Genomic DNA, 26,877 nt, shown 5'->3' on the forward strand with positions numbered 1-26,877 from the left:
GTGGAGAATCCCGCTCAGCTTCAGAAGGCTATTCATAAACTGATAGCGGCCCACGCGCGAGATCTCTCGGGCGCGCTTCACGAGCATCGTGTGAAGCTTTATCCGCCTGAAGCTCGAAAGACGCTTCGGTCATTTTCGTCGATAGAGGCTGCGAAGCTCATTGGCGTCAACGATGGCTATCTCCGCCATCTTTCGCTCGAGGGTAAGGGGCCGCAGCCTGAGATCGGAAATAACAATCGCCGTTCGTATTCGGTCGAGACTATTCAGGCGCTCCGCGAGTATCTCGACGAGAACGGCAAGGGTGACCGTCGGTACTCACCACGCCGGAGCGGTCGTGAGCATTTGCAGGTTATAACCGCAGTGAACTTCAAGGGAGGCAGCGGTAAGACCACGACGGCTGCTCATCTTGCTCAGTATCTTGCGCTTAATGGATACCGGGTTCTTGCGATTGATCTTGATCCGCAGGCCAGCATGTCCGCTTTGCACGGATTCCAGCCTGAGTTTGACGTTGGCGACAACGAAACGCTCTACGGCGCCGTTCGTTATGATGAAGAGCGGCGCCCGCTGAAGGATATAATCAAGAAAACCTACTTTGCGAACCTTGATCTCGTTCCGGGCAACCTCGAGCTTATGGAATTCGAGCACGACACCGCTAAAGTGCTCGGCTCTAACGACCGCAAGAACATCTTCTTCACGCGAATGGATGACGCAATCGCGTCAGTGGCGGACGACTATGACGTTGTCGTCGTCGACTGCCCTCCCCAGCTCGGCTTTCTGACGATCTCGGCTCTATGCGCGGCAACCGCCGTTCTTGTTACTGTACATCCTCAGATGCTCGATGTGATGTCGATGTGCCAGTTTCTGCTGATGACCTCAGAACTTCTGAGCGTCGTTGCGGATGCTGGCGGGAGCATGAACTACGATTGGATGCGTTATCTCGTTACGCGCTACGAGCCGGGAGACGGACCGCAAAACCAGATGGTGTCGTTCATGCGCACGATGTTTGGCGACCATGTCCTGAACCACCCGATGCTCAAGAGCACAGCCATTTCAGACGCGGGGATTACTAAGCAGACTCTCTATGAGGTGAGCCGCGACCAGTTCACGCGAGCAACATACGACCGAGCCATGGAATCGCTCGACAACGTGAACAGCGAAATCGAACAACTCATTCAATCATCTTGGGGTCGCAAATGATGGCTCTAGAGATCTCAGAAAACGCGACATTGATGGAGAAGTTGCCAGCCGGAAACTTTTCGGAATTTGCACTCTCTATGTCGAGGAATCCGGCTTGTCACGAGTACCTCAGGGGAAAGCAAGATGGCTAGAAAACACCTCCTTTCAGATTTGAAAGCTCCTGCTTCATCATCTACGGAGTTCGATGAAGCTAGGGCTGCAGACGTCCCTACTCCGCAGTATGCGCCTCGAGGTGCAATCGGTGCCGTCTCGCGATCGATTGAAGCTTTGAAGTCGCAGGGACTGAGTGAACTCGATCCCGAACTGATAGATGCGCCGTCCGTTACTGATCGCCTTGATGAGGATGGGGCTCAGTTTGAGGAGTTCGCTCGCAACATCCGTGAGAATGGGCAGCAGGTTCCGATTCTTGTCCGGCCTCACCCGACCGTGGAAGGACGGTATCAGATTGCCTACGGCCGGAGACGGTTGAGAGCGGTCAAGGCGGCCGGCCTCAAGGTCAAAGCCGCAATCAGAAATCTGACAGATGACGAGCTTGTACTGGCGCAAGGTCAGGAAAACAGCGCGCGTCAGGATCTGTCGTTTATCGAGCGGGCGCTCTATGCAGCCCAGCTCGAAGCGAGTGGCTACCAGCGTCCCGTCATCATGGCAGCGCTGGCTGTCGACAAAAGTAACCTTTCGCGGTTGATTCAGGCTGCGACCCAATTGCCGGACGACGTCATCCGACTAATTGGTGCTGCGCCTAAGACCGGCCGTGATCGCTGGTACGAGCTATCATCGCGGTTGGCTGCAGAAGGTGCTGCGGAGAAGGCGCGCGCTCTTCTTTCGACTAGCGAGGTTGGCTCCCTGGGTTCTGATGAGCGATTTGTTCGCGTTTTCGACGCGGTTGCGCCGAAGAAATCTAAGAAGGAAAAAGTTCAGGCGGATGTCTGGCAAGCTGACGATGGGGTCAAGGCTGCGAGTTTCCGCCAGGACAAACGAACACTGACATTGATGATCGACAAGAAGGCAGCGCCGGAATTCGGTGAGTACCTGATGTCGGCTCTCCCCGAGATCTACGCTTCGTTCAAGAAGTCGAAGCAATAGATGAGTCGTAACGAAGAAAGGTGCCGATAGCGCAAAGAAAAAGCCCTCCGAAACGGTGTTCCAGAAGGCCTCTCTCAGTTTGGTCGCTTAGAGAATCGCATTTCCCGGAATCACAGTCAAGAGTCAACGCCACACCGGCGTAGCCTTTTCTTTGCCTTGCGAAAGGTGAAGGACATGGAAACGGGTTATATCACGACGCCCTTTGGGCGGCGGCCGATGACGCTTGCTCTGGTGAAGCGTCAGGTTAAGACCGAGCAGGCAATAGCGGATGGCTCGGTCGACAAGTGGCGCGTGTTTCGCGACATAAGCGACGCCCGCTCACGCCTTGGCCTTCAAGATCGAGCCTTGGCGGTCTTGAATGCACTTTTAACATTCTTCCCAGTTGCTGAACTCAGCAATGAGAGGAACCTGGTCGTCTTTCCATCAAATGCTCAGCTATCAGCCCGCACAAACGGTATCGCTGGGACAACTCTGCGCAAGTGCCTCGGTTCGCTGGTGGAGGCCGGTGTAATCATCCGCAAGGATAGCCCTAACGGTAAGCGATATGCTCGAAAAGGCAAAGAAGGAAACATAGAGGACGCCTACGGCTTCAGTCTGGCACCGCTTCTTGCGCGCGCCGGCGAGTTTGCTAGCCTCGCCCAAGACGTGGCTGCTGAACAGCGCCGCTTCCGCATCACGAAAGACCGCCTCACGATCGTTCGGCGAGATGTCCGCAAGCTGATCACCGTCGGGATGGAAGAGAACCTTGCCGGCGATTGGATTGCCGCGGAAACGTGCTTTGTCGAGATTGTGGGAAGGTTCGTTCGGCACCCGACGCTCCAGGACCTGATTTCGAGCCTCGACGAGATGAGCCTTCTTCACGAAGAAGTCTCCAGGATGCTGGAAATTAAAGAAGAAACCGCAAAAAGTGATGGCAATGCCATCCCGGACGGATGCCACATACAGAATTCAAATACCGAATCCTGCCATGAACTTGAACCCCGCTCCGAAAAGAAGCAGGGCGAAAAGTCCGAGCCAAACAAGAAAACGGAGCGGAAAGACGAACCGGAAGCGTTTCCGTTGTCCATGGTGTTGCGTGCCTGCCCGGAGATCAACGCATTTGGCCCTGGTGGATCGATTGGAAGCTGGCGCGAAATGATGTCAGCGGCGGTAACGGTTCGGTCCATGCTTGGCGTCAGCCCCTCTGCCTATCAGGAGGCATGCGAGGTGATGGGGCAGGCCGGAGCGGCGATAGCAATAGCTTGCATTTACCAGCGTGGCGGGCACATCAACTCGGCGGGGGGATATCTTCGGGATCTAACGGGGAAGGCGCGGCGAGGGGAGTTTTCACTTGGGCCAATGCTGTTTACGCAATTGCGGGCGAACTCGGGCACCGTCAAGGCGTCAGCGTAGGTCAAAGTATCATGATTGTTTAGCCTAACCGGTTGAACTAATTAACCTATTTTGACTAGTTTCCGGCTGGCAACTTTATCTCGATCTAAAGCGTCGAGTGAATGGCAGAAGATAATCTTCCTGATGGGCGTCCGTATAATGACCGAAATTGTGCTTCCGACCGAAAACACGATCATCGCGGCAGCCAAAAAACTTGACGCGGCCGCATCGCAGCTGGTGGCAGAGACGTTCTTTGCCATTCGGCATGGGATGTCAATCAATCCAATTGGTCGCAACCCGGATGGGCAGACCATCAAGGGATACCCTGACATTACTGGGCGGGTGCCGGGTGAGAAGAAGTACCTGATCGAAGTCACGAAGGACGACTGGCGCACACATCTTCAGAGCGATCTATCAAAACTGTCCCGCCTGCAGAAAGGAGCCTACGCGGGTTTCCTACTTCTCTGCTTCCGAAAGTCCGAGTCCGAACTCACTCAAAGCAACAGGAAGAAGGCACGGGAAACCGTCCAGCAGGCCGAGAGCCGGATTGAAAAGCTTTTGGGTGTCCAGGCAGGACAGGTAGAATTCGTCTTTCTTGGCGAGTTCGCGCGTGAGGTCAGATCGGCGAAATACCACCGCGTATTGCTGGCTCTGGGTCTCGAGCTTGTGCCAGCGCCATTCTACACGGATTTGCGCTTCGTGCAGGGCTTAGCCGATTTCGTACCGACCGCTGAGGAATATGAGGCTGAGAGTGTTGTTCCTCGCGATGAGGTAAGCCGGACCTATGAGCGGGTCTTCAAAAACAGACTAACGTTGATCGAAGGCGAGGGCGGTAGCGGCAAAACAAGCCTGGCCCTAGCCGTTGCGACGGAGCATCGGAAGCAAGGCGAGATCTTTCTGTTCTTAGACGCCTCTGTCGCTGACTGGAAGAGCGGTTCGGAGCGAGCTCGCCTCGTTGACGTAGCGGCGATGTTCGCGGAATCGAATGTCCTGATTATATTGGACAACGTACATCTGGGCGATGCGTCCGGCATTTCTGAACTGATTACAAATGTCCAGGCGTCCGGTTATGATTTCCGCTTTTTGATGACGACGCGCAGCAGCGACGAAGTTGAACAATGGAAGCGCCTGGGAAATATCGAGCTTCTCCGCAGAGTTCCGTCTGGAGCCGATGTCAACTCTGCCTATCACCGCCTGCTCACTCAAAAGTTTCCCGGAAGCAGTTTCAACGATATTCCCCCAGCGGTGACCACACGATGGTCAAATCAAATTCCCAATCTGGTTATTCTCACGCTTGCTCTTGAAGGTCTCACAAAGAGAGGCGGCTATGATCGCGATTGGGCGATCAAGGTTGAGGACGCAGGCACATACCTTCAAGCTAAGTTCATCTCGAAGCTGTCGTCCGACGACGTCAAACAGGTGGGCAAGATCGCTGCGCTCTCACTTCTGGAAATTCCCACCTCGCTCAGGTCGCTCGACCACCGGGTTCCAAAGTCTGCTGTGGATCTGGGCTTCGTTCGTCTGAACTCGAGTTCAACAACTCAGCGATATGAGCTCGTTCACCACGAACTGGGCAAGCTGATCACGTCCTTCAAAGATCCGGATATCAAGGCGCGGCTGGGAGAGGTGATGTCCGCTGATCCCTTCCAGGCAACATATATCGGGCTGAAGCTTATCGGAAACGGAGAAGCCAGCCTGGCAAAGGAATTGTTGTCGTCAGTCCTTTCTCAATCACTCACACTCTCGCCAGATTTCTCGATGGGAAACTCCGGCGGAGTCTTCGGTATCCTGGTCCAGTCCAACGTGACTACCTATCCCGAAATTGAGCGTATCCTTCTTCCTGATATCGGCGCCTTTTTCGATACAAAGCCGGATATTGTAACCGGCCTTAGCTCCTTCCTCGGGGCTGCCTCCGAAAACATGGAGCGCGTATACAATGCCATTGTGGAAAAACTTGCCGAACAGGAAACGATTCGACGGATCGAAGAGCTTCTCCCATCCGTCGGCCCGACGACTTTCGCGACACTTTACCGATGCGCGAACTCACGGAACCTCCCGTTTCTTTCAACGCTTCGAAAATATCTCAACAGAGGGAAGCGTATAGATTCCTTTGCCTATCGATGCAGGTCTGAAAGTCCGAGTAAGGTCGAGATCTGCTGGGGCCTGATTGATGAGTTCTTTCCACACCACAAGGCCCGGTTTGAAGTTGTGCTTCGCTCTGCCCTCGCCGAGGGATACATCGAGCGCCTTATCCCGGAAGAGCTTATTGAGTCTCGCTCTTCAAGGGCTGTTCAGACGGCGATCCGATGCGCAAATAGCGAAGTTTTCAAACGGTACATCACGTTCCGTGACTGCAGCGACGCGACGCTGTTGCTTCTGGCCCACACGATGCACGACATGGGCAGGAATGATCTCTCGGAGGTCGCAGCTGACCGAGTTGCAGGCAGGACGACCTCTTCAATCTGGTATCATCGTCGCACCGGTGGCAGGGCGTTGCTGACTATTTTGCGGAGAGCATCGATATCTGCAGAAGGAGATGTTCAGAAAATTCTGATGCGGCTTGAGGCTGAAGGAAAAATGAGGGCCATTGTGAATGGAATGCGGCCTTATCGCCTAGCGAATTTTATTTTCGTGATCTGGGATCGGCACGAGCAATTTACTTCATTCATCTCGAAGACAGATCTTCAGGAAATTACAAACCGCCGGTTCAAAGCGCGAGCGGCAGAGTTCTCTGAAGAGCGACAAGCGTCCATCTACATTGCAGGAATCTATGCGCTGGTAGGCCTCGACATACCGCGGGACGAGTGGAGCGCGGTCGACGTCACTGAAGACGATTTCATTGGAAACCAGAACAACCCGGTCTTCTGGATCGGTCTCAAGGCTCTGGAAGAAAATGGCATGATACGCCTTGCCCATCGAAGCAGATTTCCGACATCTGTCGCGGCGCTAGATACTCATTCGGAAAACACCAGCCGGATCATGAACGATTTGAAAAACTGGGCTGCGACCAGGTAATTCATAGTTGAAGAGAGTCTCTGAACCATACAGCCATTGCGACTATCAGCGAACCGTAAAACATCTCGCGCTGCGCAACGATCTTAACCATTCGTTAACTTGTCGGGATCCGCTCGTGAATACCAGCGTCGCTTAGGGAGATCGACGGGATCACACGAGCGCAGCGTTCACCTTTTTAAGGGTCTCATTGAAACTGTGCAGCAGCTGCCTCCCTTGCATCGGGGCAGGAAGAGTTTCGTCTATGCCGGTACGCGTCCTTCCGCTCTCGATGCGGGCGGACCCTAGATGTGCGTCAGCGAGCCTGAGGTCGTAGATTCCGAAAAGCGGTGACATCAGGTTTCCAGCTTCCGCTGCAGTGAGCCTCGTGGAAAGTAGCCGCTCCAAGAGCTTGAGAGATCCGGGCCGCTTTTCGTTCTTAGAAAGGGTAAGTTGGGAAGCGATCGCATCAGCGTCGATTCTTTCTATGAACAGCCGGGTCAGGTCCTTTGCAAGCTCGAGAATCCCATCTGTTTTCACTGCCTGAAAGCGGTGCAACCTGCGCAGCAGCGAGGGGACCGCTTCGTTTTCTCGAAGAAGAGATCTGCCGTACTTAGTTTTGAACGCCGCCTCGACCGCCTCCAAAACACTTGGCATCTCCCGTTCAGGCGCGACGGTTGCAGCCGGCTGCACCATCATTTGCGCCGCAAAGAGTTCAGAAGACACGCCTCCTTCCGGCGTGACGTTATATGCGCTCCACAACCGCTGTTCCCATTGAGGGAGTAGGCCTATATCCTTGGCGAACACAGTGATCAGACCAAGGTTGTTCAAGCCAAAATGCACGGGCTCGTTGGCTCCTAGGGCGCCAGTTTCGGCGCTATACCAATGCAGTTTTGAGCCACGGCGGCTCAGCAACGCATCCGCGACGGATGGATTGAAAAAGAGCCAGGTGCTCGAGCCTATGAGCTGAGGACCAAGGACTCGGTTACCATCCGTGTCGAGCGCGAAGGCCGCGGCGTGATTATCCTTGTCGCCTCGCACACGCACGCTCTGGCCACCACTTTGAACCCACTCAGTCCGCCAGATGGCCCCTCGCGTAAAGAAGCTGCCGGCAGGGAAGGGGTAGCCAGCCTCGTTGGTTGTTCTGTCCCAGCTGTCTCGCCCTCGCGTTTCCGAAGGCGTGTCTTCAAACGCGTACGACGGTTTAGTGGCGGTGATCATAGTCCGTTCGCGATAGCTGGAGCAGTAAAGATCCATGCCGCGGGCGGCGAGATAGTCGCCGAGATATTCCTTACGGATTTCAAGAACCGTAGGCTTCCCCTCGCTATCTCGCTTCAATCTGGCGACATCGATCCAGTCTTCCTCAGGACGCTTCCAAACGTCTCCCTCACGAACGAGATGCAGGGCCACGACAAGGTCCGTATGAAGATGCCAGATCTCATGGTCGACTTCGTCGATGAGCTGGACGATTACCAGGTTTACCCCCAGGTCACCGCCCTGCCAGTTGCGAAATACGTCGGCTGATCGGTAGCCGTCATTTTCAACGACGGAGCGGTGGGGCTGGATGCCAAGATCGTCCCATGCGAGCGCTTCCACGTCCTTGCGCCGTTCGGCCATCACGGCCGCGCTTCCGATCCCGATCCACTCTTCTAAACGAAGAATATCCGGGTCATCGGAGGCAATCGTTGAAAAGGTAATTTGACGAAGTGGCACCCAGGAACCTGCCTGGAGATAAGGAACGTCTTGAAGGTGGAAGTAGGCTTCCTGAACTGGCATGAACTCTCTCGGTCACATCATCACGGACAACACGACTATGGACTGTAAAACCTAGCCGTAAAATCAATTGGAATCGCTGTCCCACATTACAGGTTGTGAACATCGCAAAAAATGGCAGCTTTACAACAGGTCTGGTGATTCGCGATTTTCGCCGGAATCAACCAGCAATACGAGCAGTGTGATGGCAGTTCATTCAATTGCATACCGAATATTTCCGGCTTCAGCCTGTCCGCCGGCTCTCTTGCATCTCAGTCCCGCTGGACACCTCTGCGAGGTTGACACCGATCAGGTCGGGTTGAGTGCGCTGAGTGAAATCATTCAGACGGCACCCGGATCAAATCCCCTACCTCTGCTGTTCGACGAGCTCTTGTCGCCGGGCACTGCGCAGCTCGTCTGGAAGGGGTCGGGACCGGGGCGAGGTGTTGAAATTAGGAGGGCGTTTTCCGGCCTTTTTGGGCGGTTCTTTGCCCGCGCATATCTGGAACGCTACTATGGTTTCACCTGGTTTTCTCCGATCAGTGGTTCGCCATATAATTTGAGCAACAGGCTGAGGGTCGTACGCCAGCCAGGCAGAGAATTCGATTTGCCTGACTGGATCATGGCCGGTCCGGGTGTGCTTGCCATTGGTGAAGCGAAGGGGTCTCACGCAAAAGGACCGGCCCCGACTTCTGGCCTGCCAGGTCCACTGCGCACTGCGTACGAGCAGATTTCAAGAGTCTGGGTTCAGAAGGTGGACCCCGCCGGCGTTTGGGTAAACCGACAGGTGAAAGGCTGGGGCGTGATGTCGCGATGGGGTGTCGAGAGCCCTGCTCGCAGGGCATATCATTGTGTTCTGGACCCGGACACTGAAGGGGAGCCGCTGAGCGGAGAGGAGCTCGAAGAGGCCATACAGGACGTCGCCCGGTCGCATGTTGCTCTTCTCCTCGATGGGCTGGGAAGGCCAGACCTTGTTGATAAGAGAGCGAGCCCAGGCTTCAGTCCTCAGCAGGTTTCGGCAACGATAGAAGGGCTAGGAGAACGCACGTTCATCGGAGGTATCGTCAACAACTTCGGTTTTCTCCCGATGTCCATTGATGATGCCCGCGCGGTGCAAGCGAGCCTGCCAGAGCGCCTGCGCCCCACGGTCCGGTTCCTCGGATTGGAAACAGACGTTGTGGAACAATATCGCTCGGGCTCTGTCATCAAGGCTCAACCTTTTCGTATCGATGCAAGTGGACCCAGTTTGAGTTCCGACGGAATGATGCTGGCGCCGCTTGAGCGGATCGACCCAGTTCCGTCGACAATCTGATCATAACCTCCACTACCGGTGCTCCGATCAAATCGGAGCGACCTCTCGACCTAATTTCGGAATCGCAAGTGAAGAAACTTTTTAAGCAGCTCGGCCTGCACAAAATCGAAGTGTGCCTGAAGCTCCAAGCGACGGAAATAATACAGCTTGAGCGAAAGTCGGAACTTTTGCCGGATTTTGACTTCGTGTCCTACGGGGGGCTAAGCGAGAAAGATTATCCGATCTGGCACGAATTCGAGTTCGGTAACGAATTCCTGTTCATTCATCGGCTCAGGATGAGTGACTATGGTTACTTCGTCGACGACGCCCCGGAAGATGACGACAACTTCGAGCTTCCGAAATACACCTCTGGAAGGGCAGGATACGGCGAGGCTGGTATCCTGAAACTGGAACTCCATACCGTCGATAGGTTCGGGTGCCGGGCGATGCTCCGGGGCCTGCTATCTGGTTCATCCATCGAGATGAATATGGACGTGCGTTTCAAATTCATCGCCGCTGGATATCGTGAAGGCGAAACAAGGCTTAGACATGCGGCCGAGGCGATAGCCGAAGGATGGGCGTTTGAAGAAGAAGGGAAGCTCAAACAAGCCTTCTTTTCCTATTACGCTGCATTGGACAGCTTCATCGATGCGGAACGCATCAAGCTCAACGGCGGCTTGGATGATGACGAAATAGATGAAGAGATACATGAAAATATAATCGCTCCCGACATTAGGTTGAACGAGAAGCTTCGGCATGTCGTAAAGCGCAACCTGCCCACCAATTTGAACGGACTCAATGGTCTGAGAATTTGGGGCGAAGTCTTTGGTCGATTTAATCGGATCACAGAGACCCGAAACGCTATTGCCCACAACACGAAGATCGCAGTAATCACTCACGATGACGTCAACGTATGCTTCTCGACCCTGGCAATTATCATTGCGATCGTTCAGGAGCAGTGCTTCGACGAGCCCGCGATCTTGGAGTGCTACGGTCTAAGCTAGGCGCCGCGGACAAAGCGATCCCTTTCAAGTGGATTTAGCCCGCGAATTGTATCAAAGCATTCGAGCTGCGCGGCCGCTCCGGCGCGTGGCATTGTTATAGTAGCTCGATGCCTGCTGTACCGAACGATGACGCGACTGCTCCATAGCCTCTGGAAGAGGGATACCGCGGTTCGCCGCCTCGGTCAGATATCCCGATCGGATCCCGTGCGCGGAAAACTCCCCACGCTCTAATCCAGCCAGTTCCACCCGCTGCTTGATGATCGCATTGACCGACTGCGGATCGATCGCCCGTCGCGAAACAGTCCCCCATCGCCCGATCGCCCGAAACACGCTGCCGCTGTCGATCTTGGCGGCCACCATCCAGGCATTCAGCGCATCCACCGGCCGACCGGTCAGGTAGACAACGTCGTCCTCGTCGCCGCTGGTCGTCTTGGTGCGGCCGAGATGGATGGCGAGAGAGGGGAGGGGGCTCCCGCCTTCGACCGGAATGGGCGGTTCGACGGTCAGCTGCTCGCGGCGCAGCCCGGCGATCTCGCTGCGCCGGCGACCGCCGGAGGCAAAGGCGACCATCAGGATCGCCCGGTCCCGCAGATCGCGCAGACTGTCGGTCGCGCAGGTCGCCAGCAGTCTTGCCAGGACGTCGCCGGTGACCGCCTTGGCGCTCTTGCGAAGACGTTGTCTTGGCGCGGCTCGGATCGCCAGCCGAATGGCTGATTTGAGGGCAGGGGAGGCGAACGCGCCGTCGAGGCCCCGCCACTTGGTCAGCGTCGACCAGTTCGCCAGCCGCCGCCGCACCGTGGCTGGCGCGTGTGGACCGACGGATTTCAGAAACCCTTGGCTCCTGAGGCTTTCGTCGACGTCGGCCGGCATGCCGTGATCGGCATCCGTCTCGCGGTGTCGTGGGTCCCAGAGATGATGGGCAACGAATTTCAACAACAGCGCCTCGGGCGCCGGCCAAGGCAGGGAACGTCCGGTCGCCGCCAGACCCCAGGCTTCGAGGTAAGTGAGATCGGAGGTCAGCGCCCGCAGCGTGTTGTCGCCCATGCCCTGGTTGACCAGGTGGCGCAGCGTCTCGACGTCGTGGTCGGTGAGCAGTTCGGCGAGTTCGTCGCGGCGCTCGAGCGGTAGGACGGCGGCGATCGTGTCGAGTTCTTCGGCGCGGCGATCGACGGCAGATTTTTGCAGTGGCGGCATTTCGGTTCCTGAAATGGCTACGCGGAAGCTTCACGGGCCGGTGGCGAAGGCCACTTTCGGTGATTTGCCCCGCAAAATCAATCTACCATCGATAATTGGTAGTTATCGGTGGTTAGAGCGCCATCCGACAATCATACGATGCGAGGAACCATAATATTCATATAGAGTTCGTTTAGTAAATCGTTTACCATAATATCAATGGCTTACGATCTCGCCAAAATCAGCATGACAGCCTTGATGCAGCCGGCTTTCGACGCCGCCATCGCGCTGACGCGTCTGGACGAACGGATCGCCCGTTCGCCGGTCGGCGCGGGGTGGATCGAACGCACCCATTTTGCCGACGCCTGCGCCTCGCTGTGGGTCGACGGTGAACTCGTCCATCTCGAAGACCTTGTCCTGCACGACGCCACCCGCGACATCCGCACCCCGACGCACGAACTGACCATCGCCCGCGACGTTCTACGGACCCGCCGGCGCATTGCCGCGCAGTCGCCGGATTGGGCGTTATCGACCGAGGGTATCCGAAATTTGCGACAGACGTCGGACAGCAATCCGGCCGGCGCTGAGGCGGGGCAGCCAAGCGACGTCATTCGGCCGGCGGTCGCCATCGATCCGGAAGGGGAGGGGGACGACTTCGACGACATCGAAAATCTCCCCGGCGTTGACTATGCCGCCATCGATGCGGTGCTCGCCCGATCGGAAGCCGCGATCGAGAGTGCAACACGGCCTGGCGACGCCGGAGGCAACAGGGCTGCCGAAAAAGATCCGATGATCTATGATCTCGACTGGGACGAGGATGAGCGGCTGGAGGAATGGCGAACGGTGCTGCGGCAGACGGAAAATCTGCCGGCGGTGTTTCGGGCGATCGTCGCCCTCGATGCCTGGAACGAGATTGCGGTGCTGCAGCATTCGCCCTGGCTCGGCCGGCTGTTTTCCGCGTCGATCCTGCGCCAGGCCGGCGCCACGTCAGGCGCCCATCTCGCCGCCGTCAATCTCGGCCTCAAAACCATTCCCGTCGATCGGCGCCGGCACCGCGACCGGGAGACCCGGCTGCTCGCCATCGCCCACGGTTTTTTGGCGACCGCCGAGATCGGCATGAAGGAGCATGACCGGCTGGCGCTCGCCAAAAAGATGATGGAGCGGAAGCTGGAGGGGCGCCGGACCTCTTCGAAATTGCCGGATCTGGTCGAGCTGGTGATGGCAAAACCGTTGGTGTCGGCGGGCATGGTGGCGAAGACGCTGGACGTCACGCCGCAGGCGGCGCGGCGGATTGTTTTGGAACTCGGCCTCAGAGAGATGACGGGGAGGGGGAGGTTTCGGGCATGGGGGATTATCTAGTCGGAAAAATTCTTTTGCCGCCTTCTACGACGCCGTTTTCCCGTCGCCCAGGCTTCATAGGCTTTAGCTTTCCCGATCAGTTCAGGGTGAAGCGCTTCCAGGGTATCGCCTGAGTAGGCACCCGCGACAGAAAATCAACGAGATCACGTCGGCCACGATATGTCGGGACGCCGTGGCTGTTTTGCGCCATGAGAACAATCGGCACGCCGGGGAATGCTGGCTGGAAGCTATACGCAACCTCATCGGCTTGGGGGCCGCTATTGATAACGTGCGGCTTAACAATGACGATGGCGAATGTGACGCCCTGCTCGCGAACTAATGCGCCTTCAAACTGCATTTCTTCTCTCCTTTGATGAAGAGGCCGCCTCATTCCAGGCGGCCTCAGGTTTTAGCCACGCGGCGGGAACGGGTCGCGACCGTAGGAATCCTTGTCCCGGATTTGTCCGTTGGGACGGTGGATGACTACTTCGCTCTGCTGGTTGATCGCAATCTTGCGAGCAGCAGCAGCCGCGTCGGCCTGCGTTCCATGGGTGGAGGTCACTCGCTGATTTCCAGCGCCCCGCACGGCCCATTCGCCGTTATGGGGAACCACATGTTGATTTTTATTTGTCATCGCATCAGATTCCTTTTTCTTGAGCGCCATATCAATTTACATTAATCAAAATTTAATTGTCAATACGGCTATTATCGTTTACGAATTGGAATAGAAATTTTATACATGGAGTGATCATGACCATTGAGATGAAAAATGTGCTGGAGTTGGCCGATGCGGCACTTTCCGCTGACTACACGCGCGTACGCAGAGCTGCGAATGCGCTCGCGCGAGATCTCGACAAGAATGGTGAGACTTCCATTGCCAAGGAACTGAAGGCCCTGGTGCGGAAGAGGGGGGTGCCTTTGAAGGCGTCTGGCTACGTGGAATCGCTACCCGTGGACTCGAAATCCCGCTTGCCGCTTGTCGAGGAGCAGACCTGGCCCGATACGCCTATTTTTCTGAACGAAGGCGGGTGGCATGTGTTCAGCGATTTCATCGCGGATGCCCGGCGCATTGATGACCTGAGCGCCAAAGGATTGGCGTCACGTCTTGGGCTTCTGCTCTCTGGCCCGCCAGGAACAGGCAAGTCTCTCCTTGCCGGCCATATCGCTGCGCAGTTGTCTCGTCCGCTATATGTCGTCCGGCTCGACTCGGTCATCTCCTCTTTGCTCGGGGACACCGCCAAAAATATCCGTTCGGTGTTTGATTTCGTGCCGGCGCGAAACGCCGTTCTTTTTCTCGATGAGATGGATGCAGTCGCAAAGCTGCGTGACGATCGGCACGAGTTGGGCGAGCTCAAACGCGTCGTCAATACTGTCATTCAAGCGTTGGACGGGCTGGACCCGAGCTCGATCGTGGTTGCTGCAACCAATCATGCGCATCTTCTTGATCCTGCAATATGGAGGCGGTTTCCTTATAAAATTGAACTCGGTCTTCCGGATGAAAGCGTTCGCGCTGACCTTTGGCGCCATTTTCTTTTTGAGGACAAAGATGAGGAGGGTCGCGCCGAGCTATTCGGCGTCGTGTCCGAAGGGTTGTCGGGGGCCGATATCGAAACGATGAGTCTGTCGGCGCGGCGTCATGCCGTTCATGAGTCGCGTAACATTGATTTTGGAGCCGTCGTTGCGGCTCTGCTGGAGCCGCGTTCAGGCCGTACTGTCCCTGTGCAGCGGCAGCCATTGGATGCGGAGCAGAAACGCCAGGTAGCAATAGCCCTCAAGGAGAAGTACGCCATTGGGGGGGCGGATACCGCCCGCATTCTCGGAGTTTCACGGCAAGCCATCTATGCTTACCTGAAGCAACAGGAAGGGGAGGTGTAGTATGGTGGAGCCGAGAGACCAACCCCTTCTCTATCCCGTTCTGAGCCTTCAGATGGATCCGGCGCTGCGGAGTCCGACGGGGCGTGGCAAAGGCATCGACAGCATCGTCAAGGAGCGGCTCGGCCGGCAGCAGGACGTGCTCGCGAGCGAAACACGCGACATTTATGAACACCGGACAGAGTTGCCCACATACTCGGGTTTAACGCACCTAGTCGTTCGGATGTTCAGTGAGGATTCCCTTGCTCCAACGCACACCCCCGATGACTTGTTCTCGCAGCGTCATGGATGCAGGCTCGTTGCTCCTCTTCCTGGCGGCTATTTGATCGAGGCTGATGTCAAAGAATTGCCTCGCCTCCTTCACGCAATCGAACATCCAATCGGCTATGCGGTGCAAGCCGACATATCCCGTGTTTCGTCTCTCGGACAATTTGATGCGAAAAGTCGTTTGCGCGGTCGATCGGTCAATGAACTCTGGAATTCCGCACCGGAAGATGATGACGGACGTTTGTTCGTTGTTTGGCTTGCGCCGTTCCGCGATCGAGATGCCAAGGCCGAAGTCCTCGAGCGTATCCAGGGCTTTGCCAATGAGAGGCTGGTCATGCCGACATTTACCAGCGTGCGGCTCACGCTCGGGACATCTGAGGAAACGGAAGAACCGCGTTCTCTCACGACACCACGACAATCCAGCATTGCACGGGCAATGCGAGATTATCGAAACACCGGCGTCGGACGCGCTACAGTTCGAATTCCGAACAAAGAAGGGTTGAGACAGCTCATCGCGTCAGGCGCTTCTTATCGCATTGATCCTGTGCGGCCGATCAGAGTGGCAGCACCTGGCGAAGGAGCGGAGCCTCCTGCACCAGTAATCGATGAGAACGCTCCAATCGTTGCCGTCGTCGATGGCGGTCTGCATGCGCGAAGCTACACTGCGGCTGAAGCTTTCAGGGCGACACCTTTCGTCACGAACGCCCAAGCCGACAAGCCGCACGGAAATAGCGTTAGCTCCCTCGTTATCCACGGGCACGCCTGGAACAAAAATCGCTCGCTGCCTGAACTAAACTGCCGTATCGGAACTGTTCAGGCCGTCCCCCATCGGAACGCCAATCGGCGCTTCGATGAGCGGGAGTTGGTAGACTATCTGGCGGAGGTTGCGCGTCTTTACCCAGAAGCGCGCGTCTGGAACATCTCTGCCAATCAGGATGGCGCCGGTTTGGATCCCTCCGAGGTCAGCGTTCTCGGCCATGAAATCAGTCTTCTGGCGAGATCGGCTGGATTTCTTCCAGTGATCTCCGTTGGAAATGTCAGCCCGGACAACAATTCCCGGCCCAATCCGCCAGCTGATTGCGAAGCCGCGATTGTCGTAGGTGGCCGTCAGGCACTCCCGGATGGAACGCCAGGCGACCGTTGCCCTGCCTGTCTCCCCGGTCCCGGCCCCGATGGGATGATGAAACCGGACCTATCGTGGTTTTCGAATCTCAGGATGCTGGGTGGGGTCGTCGATACGGGAAGCAGTTACGCAACGCCGTTGGTGTCGTCTTTGGCAGCCCACACTTTCGATAGCTTACGGGAACCAACGCCGGATCTGGTTAAGGCTCTCCTCATCAATTCAGCCGAGCGAAGTGAGCACGATCCCAACCTCGGTTGGGGAACCCCGTATCAAGGGCACCTTCCTTGGACCTGCGTGCCCGGCAGTGTCACGCTTGCGTGGCGGGCACAACTCGAGCCGGGAACCGCATACTACTGGAACGATATTCCCATCCCTCCCGAGCTGGTGCGTGACGGAAAATTGTTCGGACGCGCCAGCTTGACCGCTGTTCTGCGGCCTCTCGTGTCGCCGTTTGGCGGCGCTAACTACTTCGCTTCCCGCTTGGAGACATCTCTGGCGTATCAGTCTGGAGCGGATAAGTGGCCGTCGCTACTTGGCTCAATGAAAGAGTCGACGCTTCCGGAAAACGACGCTCGCGATGAGCTTCGCAAATGGCAGCCTATCAGACGGCACTGCAGGGACTTTTCCAAGGGGAGCGGGCTTGGGTTTTCCGGTCCACACCTGCGGCTTTATGCCCGCGTGTTCATGCGTGATCTCTACCAATTTGGGTGGACGCATCACAGCCAGGCGGGGGCGCAAGAAGTTGCGTTCGTGCTTACGCTTTCAAGCGCGGACGGAGAAAAGTCGATCTATGACTCAACTGCTCGTGCGCTCGGAAACTTCGTCGAGAGCGCCGTCTTGAATCAGGACATCGAGGTCTCGAATGAGCTTTAAGGTGCGGTTAAAGTCTCTAAATTGGTAAGATTTTCTCACCACGTCCTTCAGTTTGGGCGTCTCATTGCCTTCATCAGTTTGCGATTGCCGTCTCCGACGGGTTTGAATTTCAAGGGCACACACTTTCCAGGAAGATACTGTCAAGCGCATTCATACAACGACACCCACAGCCAGTAGCTGTCTCCAGAAGCGAACGCAATTGCATCCCGCAAACATCGATTTGACTTTGACATCTTCAGAGAAAAGCAAATACTACTTTGGGGTGACGGGTTCGTGCGACTAGTGCAGCTCCGAGGAGACGTCACGGTTGCTTGGGACGGCGCCAGCGATAACGCTGGAATGCGGGAAGTGCGAGGCTGGGGATTTGACGGCGAGGGGACAATCTGCGTGGCCGATGCTCACGGCCGCGAAAGCAGCTGCAGATCATTGTGACATCGACACCGTTTGCATTGATTTGAATCCTTTCGAGCACAAGGAAGTCGCGATCTTCAGGAATAGGCTCGCTGCATTGTCGCCTCATGACCGCAACTATTGGCGCGGCACGCTCTACAGCCGCGACCAGAGCTTTGCCGTCATCAGAAGCAACCGGGTATTCTTGCTTGTCATGGTGGCTGGATCGGTCGTTGGAGCGTTTATCGGCGGACAGCTCCCCGGCATTGTCCCGAGCGCCGTGCTGCTGCCAGGGCTCACTTTGATCCTCGTGATCTCCGCGATCAAGATATGGCGGCACTCGTGACTACGAGCGCCGTGCCTGCAACCGCATGATTTTCAGCGGTTCTGCGACGGGCGTTTCTATGGCATAAGGTGTTGGAGACCAGCACATGGGCAACGGTAGTCCACAATCGCGAAGCGAGCGGACACACGTCGGGAGACCGGACCCGCAGCGTCGATGCTTTTCGTTCATGGGTTGTAAACAGCCCGCAGTTCACGCACCCCGCGTCCAAGCCGCCGGCGCAGCAGCGTGCGTAGGGTGACCCCGTCGGCATAGCCTATCTCCGTGGCGATCGACTCGATGTCCTTGCGGCTTGTACGCAAGAGGTGAACGGCCCGCTCCACGCGCAGGTCCTGAAAATACGATAGCGGCGACTTCCCCAGGACAGCCTCCATGCGGCGTTGAAGCGTTCTTTTGCTGACATGGAGGGCGTCCGCCGCCACGTCAAGAGAGAACCCTTCGTGCAACCGATTGCGCGCCCAGCGTTCGAAGTGCTGGATCAAGGGATCGGCATTCGCCAGGTGCATTGGTATCATATACGGGGCTTGTGAGGGCCTCGTATCCACGAGCAGATAGCGTGCGACCATGTCGGCAAGCGCAGGACTGGTTTGGCGCACCAGCCAAAGGGCGAGTTCCAGATGCCCCATCGCAGCGCCAGCGGTGACGACATCGCCCGATGGCACCAACATTCGCCGCTCGTCCAGGCGAACATCAGGATATTGTTGACGAAATAGCGGCCCCAACCACCAGGCCGTCGTCGCCTCGTGACCAGCCAAGAGGCCCGACTCAGCCAGCAGAAACGTCCCGATGCACGCCGCACCGATCCGCGCGCCGTCGGCATGCCAGGTTTGCAGTTGGTCAGCTGCATCGTGGGACTCGCGCCCATCCAGTAGCTCTAGAAGCGGCCCAGGCATTTTGGTCCCCAGCGCTGGAACGATCACCCAGTCGGGCTGCCTGATTGTGGCTGCGGGTTGCACCGGCACGCTCAGGCCAAGCGAGGTCTGTACGGTCTCCCTGACGCCGGCCATGACGCATTCGAACCGTGGGATGCGCAAGGACTCAAGCTCAGCCAGTTCGTTCGCAGTGGCGAGTGTGTCGAGCACGGCTGCCAAGCCGGTGTCGAACACATTGTTGTGGGCAAGGACGACGATCTTCATGGCGCTTATGATACCGAAAATGTCATTTGCGGCAATACCGTTGAGGAAACTCGGGACCTAATTTGGTCTTCGTCGGATGTTCGACGTCAGTGAAGGAGTTCAATGCCATGATCCAGTATGCCCTGTTTGCCCGTCTCGAAGCCAAGCCCGGCAAAGAGGCAGAAGTCGAAAACTTCCTATAGGCAGCGCTCGAAATGGCACGGGACGAAGGCCCGACCCCAATCTGGTTTGCCTTGCGACTCTCGCCCTCGACGTTCGGCATCTTTGACGCGTTCCACGACGAAAAGGCGCGGCAGGACCACCTGTCCGGCCCGATCGCGCAAACCCTGATGGCAAAGGCACCGGATCTGTTCGCTACGGCACCCGCCATCGAGTTGATCCAAGTGTTGGGCCTGAAGAACGAAACGACTGCGAACTGACAATCGCGTCGAGGACAGGCAATGACCTCGACCAATTTAGAAAGCAATCACATGACCCTGAATGTATCTACCCGGCTCTCGCTGCTTGTCGCGCTCCTAGCCAGCGCGACTGGTCTTGCGTCCGCGCCGGCCGTTGCCGGTTCGACCGACAAGTTCGAGCTTTCCAGCCCTGACATCGCGCCCGGCAGCAAAATCGACGATAAATTCGTCCTCAACGGCTTTGGCTGCAAGGGCGGAAATATCTCACCAGCCCTGCAATGGAAAAATGCCCCGGCTGGCACCAAGTCATTTGTCCTGCAGGTCTATGATCCGGATGCACCCACCGGCAGCGGTTTCTGGCATTGGACGGTCAATAACATCCCGGCCAACGTCACGCAGCTGACCCAGGGTGCCGGCAATGCCCCGGCAAACCTGCCGGCAGGCGCCTATGGCGGCGTCAACGACTTCCAGGACACGGGTGCAACTGGCGGCAACGGCAATTATGGCGGCCCGTGCCCGCCGGCTGGCGACAAGCCGCACCGGTACGAATTCTCGCTTTTCGCACTCGCGGTTGATGACATCGACGCGGCAGCCGGCGTTCCAAAAACTGGCACGGCAGCGCTTCATGGCTTCGTCCTGAACAAGGGCCTTGGCGACAAATTGCTGGGCAAGGCGTCCTTCACTGCCGCCTACGGCCACTAATCCATCATTAAAATCTGGAGATTATTATGAAGAAACTTATTCTCGTACCGATCCTGCTGGCCTCGATGACCGGCGTTGTCTTCGCCGCCACTCCCTTCAAGACGGTCAAGACCGAAAAAGGCGTGGTCCTTTCCGGCGAAAAGGGCCTGACGCTTTATACCTTCAAGAAGGATGAAGCGGGAGCCTCGAATTGCTACGACGAGTGTGCCCAGAACTGGCCCTCGGCTATTGCCGCCGGCAACGCCAAGGCCAATGGCGCCTACTCGATCGTAACCCGCAAAGACGGCACGAAGCAGTGGGCAAAGGACGGAAAGCCGCTCTATTATTGGGTCAAGGACGCCAAGCAAGGCGATGTCACCGGCGACGGCGTCGGTGGCGTTTGGGACGCAGCGAAGCCTTGATTTCCAGCAGCGGCGCGGAAGCAGTAGCTTCCGCGCCGCCTTTGTATGAAGTGCTTTTCAGACGATCGATCCGTCTGCCCCTCGGTAAGCTTGGCAAGCCATCGCCACCTGCTATTGGCCCAGATGGAGCCGCTGACTTACCCGGCACGGTCTCTTAACCTGATCATTCAGCGGCCACCCGTTCATTGCAAGGCGCGCGCTATCTTGCCGCTAATCTGGTCTGCGTGAGGCATTTGGGACAGCCATAGTAATCCGGCATCGGCTCGTAGCAAAATGATATTGGACCGGTATCAGAGCCTGGATTACCGTGACAATCATTCAAGGGCTCGTCCCTTGACAGGCGGAATGGAGCCGCCTTTGGGAGATATAGGAGGAGGAAATCTTGATCGCAGCTTTGGTGCTGTTCCCCGTTCCCGCTGGAACGACGATGGAGCAGATAAAGGAAGCGTACGAGCTGTCGGCGCCTCGCTTTACCGGAATGCCCGGTCTTCTTAGCAAACACTATCTGTTCGACGGCGCCGGTCAGGGCGGAGCCTTCTACGTTTGGTCGACGCGGGCTGATGCGGAAGCACTATACACCGAAGAGTGGCGCCAGTCGCTGACGCAACGCTATGGCGCGCCACCGACCCTTTCGATCTACGAAGTGCCGGTCGCCATCGATAACGCGGCGGCCTCGCGCACCTTTTCGTAGAGGCAAAGCACGTGTGCCCCGACCGCCGCGTTGTAAGAGCTTCCATCGGCCAGGCGGTTGTCCATCTTGTGAAGCCGCCGAATGAGATTTGTGGTCCGCGACATTAGCGGCTTGATGGACGGGAGCTGGCGCGGAGCGCCGGACGGGTTGTCGAATTCTATTTCAATTCAGGTCGGGGCGCGAAGCGACTTCGGCCGGTTTGGTAAGGTACGGCGCATCTAAGAGAGAGGCCGGCCAAACGTATCCAGGGAGGTTGATGATGGCGGTTCTGCTATCTGGAAATTATTCTTTGCCAGCGAGTCAGGCTGAGGTTTACGCCGCGCTCAATGATGCGGACGTCCTTCGCGAATGTATCCCAGGCTGCGAGGAGCTGGAAGCTCGTGCAGACGGTATATTCGCGGCTGTGGTCCGGCTCGAGCTTGGTCCTTTGAAGACGCGCTTCCGAGGTAAAGTTCGCTTGGAGGATTTGGATCCTCCGAACGGCTACCGGATCATAGGCGAAGGTGACGGCGGCATCGCCGGGTTCGCCAAGGGAGGTGCTGCTCTGAAGCTGGCACCAGACGGCGAAGGCGGAACACTTCTGTCCTACGAGGCCGAAGCCAACGTCAACGGCAAGATCGCTCAGCTGGGACAGCGTTTGATCGCCAGCACCAGCAAGAAAATTGCCGATCGCTTTTTCGAGACACTCGTGAAGCGTCTGCAAAATGAGACCGTCACGGCTGAAGCGAAATAGAAATTCCCGGTTTCACCGACCCCTCATTCAATCGACGAATTGAAAGGTAGAAGTATGCCTAAGGTTACGGAATTAACGTTCTTTAGTGAAGGCTTGAAGCTCAAGGGCTTGCTCTATGAGCCGGACGATCTCAAGCCGGGAGAAAAACGCCCCACCGTCGTGTGCTGCCATGGCTACACCGGCATGAAGGACGTATATCTTCTCCCCGTTCCTGAGCGCTTGGCTGTGCACGGTTACGTGGCATTCGCATTCGACCATCGCGGCTTCGGCAAGAGCGAGGGTGTGCGTGCGCGTCTGATACCGCCCGAGCAGGTGGAGGATATTCGCAACGCGATCACCTTCGTCTCCACTTTGCCCTCAGTGGATACCGACCGCATCGCTCTCTACGGCACGTCGTTCGGCGGGGGCAATGTCGTGGTCGCGACCGCAACCGACGATCGCGTCCGCTGTGTGGTGTCTGTTGTGCCCGTTGGCAACGGGGAGCGCTGGCTGAAAAGCCTTCGCAAGCACTGGGAGTGGCTGAAGTTTCAGGACGTCCTGGCCGAAGACCGCCGCCAGCGGGTTCTGACGGGAGAATCCCGCCGCGTTGACGTCACGGAGCTGATGCCTGGCGACCCCCACTCACGGCAGGTCATCCAGGAGAAGGTGAAGGCGGCAGAAACCTATACGCAAGGCTACCCTCTGGAAAACGCCGAAGCGACTCTGCGGTGGAAACCGGAGGATTTCGCGCACGCCATTGCGCCCCGTCCCATCCTCTTCATGCACACCGAATGCGACGGCTTGGTGCCGATCGACGAGTGCTACGCACTTCATTCAAAGGCCAAAGAGCCGAAGAAGCTCGTCACTATTCCGAACGCCGACCATTACGACGTCTATCAATTCGTCAATCCGGACGTGTTCGAGAAGGTGATCGCGGAATCGATCAAGTGGTATGATCGCTATCTCAAGGCGGATGCGCCGCAAGAGCGCATCGCAGAGATCGCTTAAGGGAGGCAAACCAACGTGGCGCTACCGGTTTTTGACTACTTCGCACCCAAAAGTATCGAAGAGGCTTGCGCAGCACTGGCATCCAATCCGGATGGGGCAAAATTGCTCGCCGGGGGGCAGTCGATACTGCGTGTCATGAAATTCCGCATCATGGCGCCCGAGCTTCTGGTGGATGTAAAGGCCATACCCGGCCTGCGCTACATCGAAGGTGACGCCGATACGCTGCGTATCGGCGCCACCTCAACACAGAGCGACGTGTTGCGCAACGACGTCGTCCGGAAGGAATTCCCGTTGCTGGCCGAGGCCATTGCCAGGATCGCAACGACGGCGGTCCGCAACACCGCGACGATCGTCGGCAATATCTGCGTCGGACATACTGCGAGCGACCCGTCTGCGGCCTTGCTCGCCCTCGACGCCGAACTTGTCGTCGTGAGCCTTGAGGGGGAACGCATCCTTCCAATCAGCGAGTTCTTCGTGGGTCATATGTCAACTTCCCTCGATGCCGCTGAGCTGGTTCGCGAAGTGCGCATACGCAGACGCAATGACAAGCCGGGAATGGCCTATCTGGCGCATGCCGGAAGAGCTGCCATGGAAACCCCGCTTGTTGCGGCAGGAGCAATCGTTTCAACCAGGAACGGCATCTGCAGTAGTGCAACCATCGCACTCGCCGGAGCCGATGAGACGCCTGTCCGTATTTCGCGAGCGGAGGAGGCTCTCATCGGGTGCAAGCTCGACGATGTGGCGATCCTTAAAGCGGCGGCCATCGCGGCGGAGGACTGTTCGCCAGACACTGACGTCTACGCGTCCGGAGAGTACCGACGCAGGCTTGTGGGAGTTTATGTGCGCGACGCCTTGCGGGCGGCAGCAAGCCGCGTGGCGTAGGCTTTAGGAGGAGGAACCACATCATGCGCAAAAACATCACGCTTGTGATCAACGGGGCATCACATTCGCTGGATGTGCCAGCGAACACACTCTTGCTCGACCTCCTGAGATGGGAAGTCGGCCTGACAGGCACCAAGGAAGGATGCGGTGAGGGCGTTTGCGGCTCCTGCACCGTCAACGTCAACGGCGACCTCGTCAGATCCTGCTTGACGCTAGCGGTCCAGGTGGACGGCAAGTCGATCACGACGATCGAAGGCATGGCCGATGGTGATACGCTTCATCCGCTCCAGCGGAAGTTCCTGGAGCTCGGCGCTGTCCAGTGCGGTTTCTGTTCGCCAGGCTTGATCGTCACTGCCGACGCACTCTTGAAAAGCAATCCAGACCCGACGGAAGCCGAAGTGCGCGATGCACTCAGGGGCAATCTTTGCCGCTGCACCGGCTACGTGAAGATCATCGATGCCGTTTTGGCAGCTGCAAGCGAAATGCGGAGCCACGCACATGAATAATCCCGATCAAGAATTCAACGTCATCGGCAAGAACGTCATCCGCGAGGAAGGTCCGGGAAAAGTCACCGGCCTTGGCAAATACGCCATCGACCTCGAATTTCCACGGATGCTTTGGGCAAAGATCAAGCGCAGTACGCGCCCTCATGCCAAGATCATCAACATCGATATCAGCCGCGCGCAAGCCTTGCCGGGTGTTCATGCCGTCATCGTCGACAAGGACTGCCCTCAGACGTTGTTCGGGTTTGGCTGCTATGACGAGCCGCTGCTCGCCCGTGGAAAGGTCCGCTATATCGGCGAGCCGGTGGCAGCGGTCGCAGCCGAGAGTGAGGCGATTGCCGAGCAAGCCTGTGATCTGATCGAGATCGACTATGAGGACCTGCCGGCAATCTTCGACCCGTGGGAAGCCTTCGAAGCCGATCCCAAGGTGATCATCCACGAAGACCAGGCCAACTACCGCCGCGTGCCTATCGGACCCGCGCAATACGATCCGAAGCACCCCAACGCGTTCGGTTACTACAGGATCCGCACCGGCGAGGTGTCGCAAGGCTTTGCGGAAGCGGATGTCGTCCTGGAGAAGACCTATTCCAACGCCATGATGGCGCACGCCACCATGGAGCGGCACAATTCGATCTCGCTGTGGGACGCCGACGGCAAGGTAACGGCCTGGTCGTCCGCTCAGGCCGCCTATCCGCTGCTGAACCAGATCAGCGAGGCGCTGGACATCCCGCATTCGCGCGTCCGGGTCATCATCCCGAAATATGTCGGGGGCGGTTTTGGCGGAAAGATCGAAATGAAGGCAGAAGGCTTATGCGCCGTGCTTTCCCGCGCCGCCGGCCACAGACACATCAAGATCATCTACACCCGGGAGGAATCACTCTGCTGGGCAGGGGTGCAGCATCCTTTCGAGATGCGTATCAAATCGGGTGTGCGCAAAGATGGCGTTATCACGGCGTGCGAGATGTTCGTGCTCGTCAATGGCGGCGCCTACGCTCAGCACGGCTTCCTCGTCACCCGCCAGGCGAGTTACGGTCCACTTGGCTCTTACCGCTTCCCTCATTTCAAGCTCGACAACTACGTTGTCTATACCAACAACCCTCCGGGCGTCGCCTATCGCGGTTTCGGCAACACCCAGATCCACTTCGGACTGGAGTCTCACATCGATGAGCTCGCGCACGCAATCGGAATGGATCCTTACGAGATTCGCCGCAAGAATGTCCTCAAGGAAAATGAGATCAACGCAGCCGGCGAAATCCAGCATTCGGTCGCGGGCGCCGAGCTGCTTGACGAGATAAAGGCTGGTCTGGAGCGTCACGGCCCCTTGCAACGGGAAGACGGACCCTGGCGCCGCGGCAGGGGCATCGCCTTTGCCAACAAGGACAGCGTTGCCCCGTCGGCATCCTCTGCCATCGTTAAGATCCATAACGACGAAACAGTCGAAATCCGCCACAGCGCCGGTAATATCGGCCAGGGCAGCTCGACAACGCTTATCCAGATCACCGCGGAGTTCTTCAAGGTCGGGCCTGAGCGGGTCAGGACGGCCGAAGTCGACACTTGGGTCACTCCTTACGACCAGCTGACGGGGTCGAGCCGCCTTACATTCGCGGCCGGCAACGCCGTCCTGATGGCTTGCGAGGATGTGAAGAACCAGATCCTGACGATGGCGGCCCAAATGATGCAGGCAACCCCAGAAGAGCTCGATCTCGCCGATATGGTCGTCTTCGTGAAGGAGAACCCGGGTCGCTCCATGCGGGTCAAGGACCTCTTCCGCACGGTGTTCTTTACCGGTTCCTTCCTGCCGACTGGCGGCGAGTTGCTGGGCAAGGCGACCTTCACAGTGCCCTCCAGCAAGATCGACCCGGAGACCGGGCATGCCGCCAACGACGGTATGCGCAAGATCTTCTCCTTCTGCACCCGCGCGGCCCAGGCCGTGGAGGTGGCGGTCAATATCGAAACTGGCCAGGTCAAGCTGGAGAAGATCGCGATCGCAAACGATCTCGGCAAGGCGATCAACCCGATGTCGTGCGAAGGTCAGATGCATGCCGCAATCTCAATGGGGCTAGGCCAGGCGATCTCGGAGGAGCTGCAGATCAGCGAGGGAAGTGTCGCCAACGGCGACTTCTCGTCCTATCGCTTTCTGACGGCAAAAGATGCGCCGTCGAACGATCACGTTTCGACCCACATCGTGGAGATCCCCCAGTTCGACGGACCTTACAAGGCAAAGGGCTTCTCGGAAGCAACGACGTCGCCGACGGCGCCCGCCATCGCGAACGCGATCTTCGACGCCGTCGGCCTTCGTCTCCGACACATGCCGATGACGCCGGAGCGCGTCCTCGAGGGGCTCGATCGCCTGACTTCTGCAGATAGAGACTGACA

23 protein-coding genes and 1 pseudogene are annotated in these 26,877 nt (G+C 57.4%); 19 read left to right on the forward strand and 5 right to left on the reverse strand.

Going from position 1 to position 26,877, the window contains the following annotated elements; all coding sequences use genetic code 11:
• From repA to RL_RS25190, 4 genes are all read left to right on the forward strand, one after another.
• The gene (gene repA / locus RL_RS25175) at positions 1 to 1,197 is read left to right on the forward strand and encodes a plasmid partitioning protein RepA (RefSeq protein WP_011654633.1); all 1,197 of its coding nucleotides are present in this window, start codon (positions 1 to 3) and stop codon (positions 1,195 to 1,197) included.
• Between the two features lie 123 nt (positions 1,198 to 1,320).
• Positions 1,321 to 2,280 (forward strand): plasmid partitioning protein RepB, encoded by a 960-nt coding sequence (gene repB / locus RL_RS25180; protein ID WP_011654634.1) that lies wholly within the window; start codon positions 1,321 to 1,323, stop codon positions 2,278 to 2,280.
• Positions 2,281 to 2,454: 174 nt separating this feature from the next.
• The gene (gene repC, locus RL_RS25185; RefSeq protein WP_011654635.1) at positions 2,455 to 3,672 is read left to right on the forward strand and encodes a plasmid replication protein RepC; all 1,218 of its coding nucleotides are present in this window, start codon (positions 2,455 to 2,457) and stop codon (positions 3,670 to 3,672) included.
• Between the two features lie 138 nt (positions 3,673 to 3,810).
• Positions 3,811 to 6,666, forward strand: coding sequence for an ATP-binding protein (locus tag RL_RS25190; RefSeq protein ID WP_011654636.1), 2,856 nt, complete (start codon positions 3,811 to 3,813; stop codon positions 6,664 to 6,666).
• Positions 6,667 to 6,816: 150 nt separating this feature from the next.
• Here RL_RS25190 and RL_RS25195 read toward each other — a convergent pair whose 3' ends face one another.
• Complete coding sequence (locus RL_RS25195; RefSeq protein WP_011654637.1) at positions 6,817 to 8,418, reverse strand: hypothetical protein; 1,602 nt, start codon at positions 8,416 to 8,418, stop codon at positions 6,817 to 6,819.
• A gap of 67 nt (positions 8,419 to 8,485) precedes the next feature.
• On the opposite strand from RL_RS25195, the gene RL_RS25200 reads away from it, so the two are divergent.
• Complete coding sequence (locus RL_RS25200; RefSeq protein WP_129557811.1) at positions 8,486 to 9,706, forward strand: hypothetical protein; 1,221 nt, start codon at positions 8,486 to 8,488, stop codon at positions 9,704 to 9,706.
• A 68-nt stretch (positions 9,707 to 9,774) separates the two neighbouring features.
• Positions 9,775 to 10,689 (forward strand): hypothetical protein, encoded by a 915-nt coding sequence (locus RL_RS25205; protein WP_011654639.1) that lies wholly within the window; start codon positions 9,775 to 9,777, stop codon positions 10,687 to 10,689.
• A gap of 51 nt (positions 10,690 to 10,740) precedes the next feature.
• On the opposite strand, the gene RL_RS25210 is transcribed toward RL_RS25205, so the two are convergent.
• The gene (locus tag RL_RS25210) at positions 10,741 to 11,883 is read right to left on the reverse strand and encodes a site-specific integrase (protein WP_011654640.1); all 1,143 of its coding nucleotides are present in this window, start codon (positions 11,881 to 11,883) and stop codon (positions 10,741 to 10,743) included.
• Positions 11,884 to 12,072: 189 nt separating this feature from the next.
• On the opposite strand from RL_RS25210, the gene RL_RS25215 reads away from it, so the two are divergent.
• Positions 12,073 to 13,221 carry an RHE_PE00001 family protein gene (locus tag RL_RS25215; RefSeq protein WP_162039386.1) on the forward strand — a complete coding sequence of 383 codons (1,149 nt, stop codon included), beginning with the start codon at positions 12,073 to 12,075 and terminating at the stop codon, positions 13,219 to 13,221.
• 76 nt (positions 13,222 to 13,297) lie between these two features.
• Here RL_RS25215 and RL_RS25220 read toward each other — a convergent pair whose 3' ends face one another.
• Both RL_RS25220 and RL_RS25225 read right to left on the reverse strand, forming a co-directional pair.
• Entirely contained in the window at positions 13,298 to 13,558 is a 261-nt protein-coding gene (locus tag RL_RS25220) for a hypothetical protein (protein WP_041936681.1), read from the reverse strand.
• 51 nt (positions 13,559 to 13,609) lie between these two features.
• A complete protein-coding gene (locus RL_RS25225; protein ID WP_011654643.1) occupies positions 13,610 to 13,834 on the reverse strand; it encodes a DUF2188 domain-containing protein in 225 nt (74 codons plus the stop codon).
• A 116-nt stretch (positions 13,835 to 13,950) separates the two neighbouring features.
• On the opposite strand from RL_RS25225, the gene RL_RS25230 reads away from it, so the two are divergent.
• The 3 genes from RL_RS25230 (at position 13,951) to RL_RS39350 (ending at position 18,071) form a co-directional block, all read left to right on the forward strand.
• Positions 13,951 to 15,075: an AAA family ATPase gene (locus tag RL_RS25230; protein ID WP_011654644.1), complete on the forward strand. Its 1,125-nt coding sequence runs from the start codon at positions 13,951 to 13,953 to the stop codon at positions 15,073 to 15,075.
• Between the two features lies 1 nt (position 15,076).
• Entirely contained in the window at positions 15,077 to 17,335 is a 2,259-nt protein-coding gene (locus RL_RS25235) for a S8 family peptidase (RefSeq protein ID WP_041936682.1), read from the forward strand.
• A gap of 394 nt (positions 17,336 to 17,729) precedes the next feature.
• On the forward strand, positions 17,730 to 18,071 hold the full coding sequence (locus tag RL_RS39350; RefSeq protein ID WP_244432392.1) for a hypothetical protein: 342 nt from the start codon (positions 17,730 to 17,732) through the stop codon (positions 18,069 to 18,071).
• 164 nt (positions 18,072 to 18,235) lie between these two features.
• Here the strand turns inward: RL_RS39350 and RL_RS25245 are convergent, their stop codons facing one another.
• On the reverse strand, positions 18,236 to 19,204 hold the full coding sequence (locus RL_RS25245) for a GlxA family transcriptional regulator (protein WP_011654647.1): 969 nt from the start codon (positions 19,202 to 19,204) through the stop codon (positions 18,236 to 18,238).
• Between the two features lie 107 nt (positions 19,205 to 19,311).
• Between RL_RS25245 and RL_RS25250 the strand changes: the two are divergent.
• The 9 genes and pseudogenes from RL_RS25250 to RL_RS25290 all read left to right on the forward strand — a co-directional run bounded on the left by RL_RS25250 (position 19,312) and on the right by RL_RS25290 (position 26,875).
• A pseudogene (locus RL_RS25250) lies at positions 19,312 to 19,623 on the forward strand (putative quinol monooxygenase).
• A 51-nt stretch (positions 19,624 to 19,674) separates the two neighbouring features.
• Positions 19,675 to 20,304 carry a YbhB/YbcL family Raf kinase inhibitor-like protein gene (locus RL_RS25255; protein ID WP_011654648.1) on the forward strand — a complete coding sequence of 210 codons (630 nt, stop codon included), beginning with the start codon at positions 19,675 to 19,677 and terminating at the stop codon, positions 20,302 to 20,304.
• A 26-nt stretch (positions 20,305 to 20,330) separates the two neighbouring features.
• Complete coding sequence (locus RL_RS25260; protein WP_011654649.1) at positions 20,331 to 20,705, forward strand: COG4315 family predicted lipoprotein; 375 nt, start codon at positions 20,331 to 20,333, stop codon at positions 20,703 to 20,705.
• A gap of 382 nt (positions 20,706 to 21,087) precedes the next feature.
• A complete protein-coding gene (locus RL_RS25265) occupies positions 21,088 to 21,396 on the forward strand; it encodes a hypothetical protein (protein ID WP_011654650.1) in 309 nt (102 codons plus the stop codon).
• A 259-nt stretch (positions 21,397 to 21,655) separates the two neighbouring features.
• Complete coding sequence (locus RL_RS25270) at positions 21,656 to 22,129, forward strand: SRPBCC family protein (RefSeq protein ID WP_026242413.1); 474 nt, start codon at positions 21,656 to 21,658, stop codon at positions 22,127 to 22,129.
• Positions 22,130 to 22,183: 54 nt separating this feature from the next.
• On the forward strand, positions 22,184 to 23,116 hold the full coding sequence (locus RL_RS25275; RefSeq protein ID WP_011654652.1) for an alpha/beta hydrolase: 933 nt from the start codon (positions 22,184 to 22,186) through the stop codon (positions 23,114 to 23,116).
• Between the two features lie 15 nt (positions 23,117 to 23,131).
• A complete protein-coding gene (locus RL_RS25280; RefSeq protein ID WP_011654653.1) occupies positions 23,132 to 23,998 on the forward strand; it encodes an FAD binding domain-containing protein in 867 nt (288 codons plus the stop codon).
• Positions 23,999 to 24,021: 23 nt separating this feature from the next.
• Positions 24,022 to 24,504: a (2Fe-2S)-binding protein gene (locus RL_RS25285; protein WP_011654654.1), complete on the forward strand. Its 483-nt coding sequence runs from the start codon at positions 24,022 to 24,024 to the stop codon at positions 24,502 to 24,504.
• Positions 24,497 to 26,875: a xanthine dehydrogenase family protein molybdopterin-binding subunit gene (locus RL_RS25290; protein WP_011654655.1), complete on the forward strand. Its 2,379-nt coding sequence runs from the start codon at positions 24,497 to 24,499 to the stop codon at positions 26,873 to 26,875. Before RL_RS25285 ends, RL_RS25290 begins: the two co-directional genes overlap by 8 nt.
• Positions 26,876 to 26,877 lie beyond the last annotated feature (2 nt).

The organism is Rhizobium johnstonii 3841, assembly GCF_000009265.1.
GTDB classification, from domain to species: domain Bacteria; phylum Pseudomonadota; class Alphaproteobacteria; order Rhizobiales; family Rhizobiaceae; genus Rhizobium; species Rhizobium acaciae.

Coding starts and splice junctions, on each gene's coding strand:
- RL_RS25190 (WP_011654636.1), top strand. CDS start 3,811: ATGACCGAAATTGTGCTTCCGACCGAAAACACGATCATCGCGGCAGCC.
- RL_RS25230 (WP_011654644.1), top strand. CDS start 13,951: ATGACCATTGAGATGAAAAATGTGCTGGAGTTGGCCGATGCGGCACTT.
- RL_RS25225 (WP_011654643.1), bottom strand. CDS start 13,834: ATGACAAATAAAAATCAACATGTGGTTCCCCATAACGGCGAATGGGCC.
- repC (WP_011654635.1), top strand. CDS start 2,455: ATGGAAACGGGTTATATCACGACGCCCTTTGGGCGGCGGCCGATGACG.
- RL_RS25255 (WP_011654648.1), top strand. CDS start 19,675: ATGACCCTGAATGTATCTACCCGGCTCTCGCTGCTTGTCGCGCTCCTA.
- RL_RS25195 (WP_011654637.1), bottom strand. CDS start 8,418: ATGCCAGTTCAGGAAGCCTACTTCCACCTTCAAGACGTTCCTTATCTC.
- RL_RS25270 (WP_026242413.1), top strand. CDS start 21,656: ATGGCGGTTCTGCTATCTGGAAATTATTCTTTGCCAGCGAGTCAGGCT.
- RL_RS39350 (WP_244432392.1), top strand. CDS start 17,730: ATGCTCACGGCCGCGAAAGCAGCTGCAGATCATTGTGACATCGACACC.
- RL_RS25235 (WP_041936682.1), top strand. CDS start 15,077: ATGGTGGAGCCGAGAGACCAACCCCTTCTCTATCCCGTTCTGAGCCTT.
- repB (WP_011654634.1), top strand. CDS start 1,321: ATGGCTAGAAAACACCTCCTTTCAGATTTGAAAGCTCCTGCTTCATCA.
- RL_RS25245 (WP_011654647.1), bottom strand. CDS start 19,204: ATGAAGATCGTCGTCCTTGCCCACAACAATGTGTTCGACACCGGCTTG.
- RL_RS25275 (WP_011654652.1), top strand. CDS start 22,184: ATGCCTAAGGTTACGGAATTAACGTTCTTTAGTGAAGGCTTGAAGCTC.
- RL_RS25290 (WP_011654655.1), top strand. CDS start 24,497: ATGAATAATCCCGATCAAGAATTCAACGTCATCGGCAAGAACGTCATC.
- RL_RS25285 (WP_011654654.1), top strand. CDS start 24,022: ATGCGCAAAAACATCACGCTTGTGATCAACGGGGCATCACATTCGCTG.
- RL_RS25210 (WP_011654640.1), bottom strand. CDS start 11,883: ATGCCGCCACTGCAAAAATCTGCCGTCGATCGCCGCGCCGAAGAACTC.
- RL_RS25220 (WP_041936681.1), bottom strand. CDS start 13,558: ATGCAGTTTGAAGGCGCATTAGTTCGCGAGCAGGGCGTCACATTCGCC.
- RL_RS25260 (WP_011654649.1), top strand. CDS start 20,331: ATGAAGAAACTTATTCTCGTACCGATCCTGCTGGCCTCGATGACCGGC.